The organism is Azonexus sp. (assembly GCF_036170495.1).
In the GTDB taxonomy this organism is placed as follows: Bacteria; Pseudomonadota; Gammaproteobacteria; order Burkholderiales; family Rhodocyclaceae; genus Azonexus.
Genome location: NZ_JAVHPH010000146.1, coordinates 1 through 4982 on the forward strand (window position 1 = coordinate 1; position 4982 = coordinate 4982).

A 4982-nucleotide genomic window follows, 5' to 3' on the forward strand; every position below is an offset into this window, starting at 1 on the left:
GCCGACCACGTCGCCCGACGATTTGCTGGCGATGATGTGCAGGTGGCAGAAGGGTTCGCCGCTGTCGTCGGGAACGATGTTGCCGGTCAGGCCGAGCAGTTCGAGCGGCCCTTCGACCGCGTGCGGGGTCAGGCGGGCCGCCGTGATCGGCAACCGGGCGCCGCTCTTGATGTCGTTGAGGTGGACGTTTTTGACCGAGCCGACCGCCGAGACGATCACCGCATGACGGATTCCCTCGTGCTGGGTGAATCGGGTCAGGATGTCGACCAGGCGCTCGCCGGGGAGAATCTTCAGGAAGAAGCGGCGGCCGTGGCCGTACTCCTTGTAACGGTAACCGTTGTGGTTATTCATTTCGTTCATGACAAACCTCCAGCCCGCCGCAGGGCGGTTTCCAGGCGGGCCTCGATGGCATAGTCGAGGGCGCCGCGATCATTGACGCTGACCCGCGCGTTTTCGGCGCCGTGCTGGGCCAGGACTTGCTCCAGCTTGGCGCGGATCAGATGTTCGAACTGCTTCTTGACCGTCGATTCGATCTCGATGACCAGCCCGTCGGCCGGCTCGACGATGACCATCAGGTCACTCGACTGCATGGTGCCGGCCTGGCCCTTGCGTTGTATTTTCATTGACTGCCTCCGGGGGGGGGGATAGTGCGGACTTCGATGCCATGCGCCTCGAGAATAGGGGTCATGACAGCCTCGTCAGCGGCTGTTTCGGGCGTCGGTTCGGCGCCGGTATAGCGCCGGGCGATCCCGAAAAACGGGGCGATCCGCGTCGCGAACAGCGTCGCGTCGAGTTCGGCGCGGATTTTCGCCACCGGGTCGTCCGGCTTCAGGAAATAGGTCGGAAAGCTGGTGGCGCCGATCCGGTAATGGGCGAGGTCGAGCCCGACGACATTGGCGATGTCGCCCACGCCTTCCCGGACCAGCCGGTCGCAGTCTTGGCCAGTGACGAAGACGTAGAGGTGGTCCACCTGGCGCGCCGCAGTCTCGATCAGGTGGCGGTGGCCCGGGAAAAACAGGGTACCGGGTACCACCACGGCGCCGTTGACGCCGGCGCGACGCCGGGCATCGTTGGCGGCCAGCCAGTGCTTGAAGCCGTTGCCGAATTCGAGCAGCACCGCCTGGCCCTGGCCGGCGAGCAGCGTGAAATTGAGCGCCGCGAAGGAGCCGGCATGGCCGGGTTTGGTGAACACGAAAATCGCATCGAATCCGGCTTCGAGGCCGCGGGCAACCAGGGCGCTGACGATCTCGCCGAGCAAGGATCCGCCGCGGTGGGCGGGATCAATGGCGAGCATCTTGAGGACCCGTCCGGCCCTGGCGCCGACGGCGACCAGGCTGCCCTGGTCGTGGATGCCGACCAGGTCGTCGAAACCCGCCTGGAAGATGAGGCCGTTGCCTTCGATCAGCCGCCGGGCAGCGGCGACGTCAGCAGGGGCGATGAGGTTGGCGATCACGTGGAATATCCCGGGGAACGGGGTGGCCTGATGGAATCCGGCGCGTCAGTTGTAGCCCAGCTCGGCGACGGCCGAGACTTCAGGGGGCGCGTGGTCCTTGGCCGGCGCTCCGGTTTCGGGCCGAACATTCTGCGGCTGGCGGTCGGCTGGCGTCGCCAAAGCGGCTGGGTGGAGCGGGGCGGATGGGGGCGGGGCGGCATGGGCAATGGTCATGGCGGGTCTCCGGAGGTTGGGTGGTTGACAGCTCAGGCGCCGGGGGCGCGCTGGCCTTGCCAGGCGAGGTACTGACGACAAAGTGGCGGGGCGCAGACGGTGAGCAGCACGACGCGCAGCACGTGGGTGGCGGTGACCAGCGGCACGCTCAGATGCATGACCTTGGCCGTGACGCTCATTTCCGCCATGCCGCCGGGCGAAGCGGCGAGCGCCAGCGAGGGCAGGGGCAGATTGACGAAGCGGGCGAGCAGCCAGACGACCAGTCCGCTGAGCAGCAGCGCCAGGCCGGTGGCCAGCGCCGAGACGCCGAGAAAGCGGGGGGCGGCGCGAAAGAAGGAGGGCGAAAAGCGGCTGCCCAGCGCCACCCCGAGCAGCAGTTGGCCGCCATTAACCAGTCCGGGCGGCAGGCCGGAGAGCGGCAGGCCGAGGGCGGTCAGGCTACCGACGCAGGCCAGCGGCCCGAGCACCCAGGCATTGGCGATGCGCAGTCCGAGAAAGAGGAGGACGCCGGCCAGCGAGGCGGCAAACAGGATGGCCAGGCGCCACCCGTCGACCGCCGCGGCGAGCGGCCGGAATACTTCGTCGCCGCCCTGGCTCCAATGGACCAGCACGAAGGGCACGACGCTGACCACCAGCATGACGCGCAGGGCGTGGGCGGCGGCCACCCGGTCCACGGCGCCGCCCTGACGTTCGGCGAGGACGACCATTTCCGAAGCACCGCCGGGCAGCGCGGCGAAGAAGGCGGTGGCCGGTGAGACGTCGGTCCATCGGCGGATCATATGGGCACCGAGCAGGCCGACGGCAACCGCGCTGGCCGCGATCAGGGCGATGCTCAGGCCGTGGCGGCTCAGTTGGCTGAGCACGGCTGGTGTGAAATAGAGGCCGAGCGCGGAGCCGATCGCCCACTGGCCAACTTGCCGGCCGCCGGGCGGAGCTTCGAGGCGGGCTCCGGCCATGCGCAGGATGGCGATGGTGAACAGCGGACCGATCATCCACGGCAGCGGCGCGCGCAGACGCTCGGCCAGGCTGCCGGCCAGCGCGGCGAGCAGCAGGGCGGGCAGGATGCGCAGGAGCAGGCGGTGCTGCGGGGAGGAGATCGGCATTGCTACGGTCAACCGGAAAAAAGGGCAAAAAACAATCTGATAACCTCACCGCAGAGACGCCGAAGCGCAGAGAAATTCATGGAAACAACAACGTCCTTGAATCGTGGTTCTTACCTGCCGGATGCAACACGCCATCCGGCTCCTTCCTCTGCGCCTCAATTGAGTCAATAGCGGCCGGGGTTTCTGGATGGCCGGCCACTAATGACACATAAAAAAACTCAAAAGACCCAGACGGCTTCCGGCGGGAATTCCAGCCAGCGCTTGCCGGCCGTTTCCTGACGGTCGCCCCAGGCGCGCAGCAGGCTGTCGCCGGCGTGCAGCACGTACTCGAAACGGTCGCCGAGGAACATCGAGGTGGCCAGGTCGATCTCCGCCCGGTGTTCGCCCGGCCCGTCGGCCAGCCGGGTTTGCTCGACGCGGACGACGGCCGTGACTTCCTGGCCGATGCTGGCGTCGCTGCGCCGCTGGCCCCACAGACTCAGGCCGTCGCCGACGGCGACGAGGGCTTCGCCATCGCGGATGTCGGCGATGCGGCCTTTCAGGGTGTTGTTGCTGCCCATGAAGTCGGCGACGAAGTGGGTCTTGGGATGGCTGTACATGTCCTGCGGCGTCCCTTGCTGCTCGATGACGCCGCCGTTCAAGAGCAGGATGCGGTCGGACATCGCCATCGCTTCTGCCTGGTCGTGGGTGACGACCAGCGCCGACAGTTGTAGCTCGACGATCAGGTTGCGCAGCCAGGCGCGGGCTTCCTCGCGCATCTTGGCGTCGAGGTTGGAGAGCGGCTCGTCGAGCAGAATGACCGGCGGGTTGTAGACCAGCGCCCGGGCGATCGACACGCGCTGCTGCTGGCCGCCCGACAGCTGGTGCGGATAGCGTTCGGCGAGATGGGCCAGGCCGAGGTTTTTCAAGGCGGCCTCGACGCGCCGGGCGATTTCGGCCTTGGCCACCTTGCGCAGGACCAGCGGATAGGCGGCGTTGTCGAACACCGTCATGTGCGGCCACAGGGCGTAGGACTGGAAGACCAGGCCGAGCTCGCGCTTTTCGGCCGGGATGTCGACGCCGGTGGCGGCGTCGTAGATCGCCCGGCCGGCAATGGTGACGCTGCCCTGGTGCGGCTGTTCGAGGCCGGCGACGGCGCGCAGCAGCGTCGTCTTGCCGCTGCCCGAGGGGCCGAGCAGGGACACCACCTCGCCGCGGCTGAGGTTCATCGAGACGCCCTTGAGGATGGGGTTGGTGCCGTAGGACAGGGCGAGGTTGTCGACGGTCAGGATGGTCTTGTCAGTCATGAAGTTTTACTCCGAAACGCAGCGCCAGGGCGAGGCCGACGCCGACCAGCAGCATGTTGATCAGGGACAGGGCAGCGACCACATCGACGGCGCCGGAAGCCCACAGGGAAACGATTTGCGCACCGATCACCTCGGTGCCGGGGGAGAGCAGATAGACGCCGGTCGAGTATTCGCGCTCGAAGATCATGAAGATCAGCAGCCAGGAACCGAGCAGGCCGTTGCGGATCAGCGGCACCGTGATGTCGCGCGACACCCGGGAGCGCGAGGCGCCGACCAGGCGGCCGGCCTCTTCGAGTTCCGGGCCGACCTGCATCAGGGCGCTCTGGATCAGGCGCATGCCGTAGGCCAGCCAGACCACCGAGTAGGCAAACCACACCGAAAACAGCGTCGACCGTAGCGGCGCCAGGAAGGGCACGAAGAGGAACACCCAGAACACTGCCAGACCGGCCATCAGGCCGGGAATGGCGCGCGGCGTCAGGACGACGTAATCGACGAAGCGCGACAGGCCGTCCGGCTGGCGGTGGGTGGCCAGGCCGATCAGCAGGTAGCCACCGACGGCGACAGCGCCGCCCAGGGTGCCGATGACGATCGAATTGACGATTGAGCGGATCATCGTCGATTCCTCGAAGACGGCGCGGAAGTGGTCCAGCGTCAGGACTTCAAGGATATTGACCCCGGCCCCCCAACTGCTGACCACCGAGCGCAGGGCGACCCCGGCCACCGGCACGACAATGCTGAGGAACAGCCAGGCACCGATCACGGCCAGCGCTACCCACTTCCAGCCACCGAGGGAGAGCGGCCGCTGACGGGCCGACTTGCCCTTCATCGAGACGTAGCGTTGGGCCGACTTGAGCAGGAAGCGCTGCAACAGGACCAGCGGGAAGGTGATGGCGACAATGCAGGTCGCCACCGCCGCCATCAGGTGAT

The 4982-nt window shown here is 67.1% G+C and carries 7 protein-coding genes; all 7 read right to left on the minus strand.

From position 1 onward, the window contains the following. Positions 1-360: PPC domain-containing DNA-binding protein (locus ADADOO_RS04565; RefSeq protein WP_511275393.1), on the minus strand; the 360-nt coding region annotated here is incomplete at its 3' end. Beyond that, entirely contained in the window at positions 357-623 is a 267-nt protein-coding gene (citD, locus tag ADADOO_RS04570; protein ID WP_511275395.1) for a citrate lyase acyl carrier protein, read from the minus strand. The genes citD and ADADOO_RS04565, both read right to left, overlap by 4 nt. Then, the gene (locus tag ADADOO_RS04575) at positions 620-1453 is read right to left on the minus strand and encodes a nucleotidyl transferase family protein (RefSeq protein ID WP_511275397.1); all 834 of its coding nucleotides are present in this window, start codon (positions 1451-1453) and stop codon (positions 620-622) included. The genes citD and ADADOO_RS04575 overlap by 4 nt, the downstream gene beginning before the upstream one ends. A gap of 45 nt (positions 1454-1498) precedes the next feature. Beyond that, on the minus strand, positions 1499-1666 hold the full coding sequence (locus tag ADADOO_RS04580) for a hypothetical protein (RefSeq protein WP_511275398.1): 168 nt from the start codon (positions 1664-1666) through the stop codon (positions 1499-1501). Between the two features lie 32 nt (positions 1667-1698). Then, positions 1699-2769, minus strand: coding sequence for an AbrB family protein (locus ADADOO_RS04585; protein WP_511275400.1), 1071 nt, complete (start codon positions 2767-2769; stop codon positions 1699-1701). 218 nt (positions 2770-2987) lie between these two features. Further along, positions 2988-4055: an ABC transporter ATP-binding protein gene (locus tag ADADOO_RS04590; protein ID WP_511275401.1), complete on the minus strand. Its 1068-nt coding sequence runs from the start codon at positions 4053-4055 to the stop codon at positions 2988-2990. Further along, on the minus strand, positions 4048-4982 hold a 935-nt coding region (locus tag ADADOO_RS04595), incomplete at its 5' end, for an ABC transporter permease (protein WP_511275403.1). The genes ADADOO_RS04595 and ADADOO_RS04590, both read right to left, overlap by 8 nt.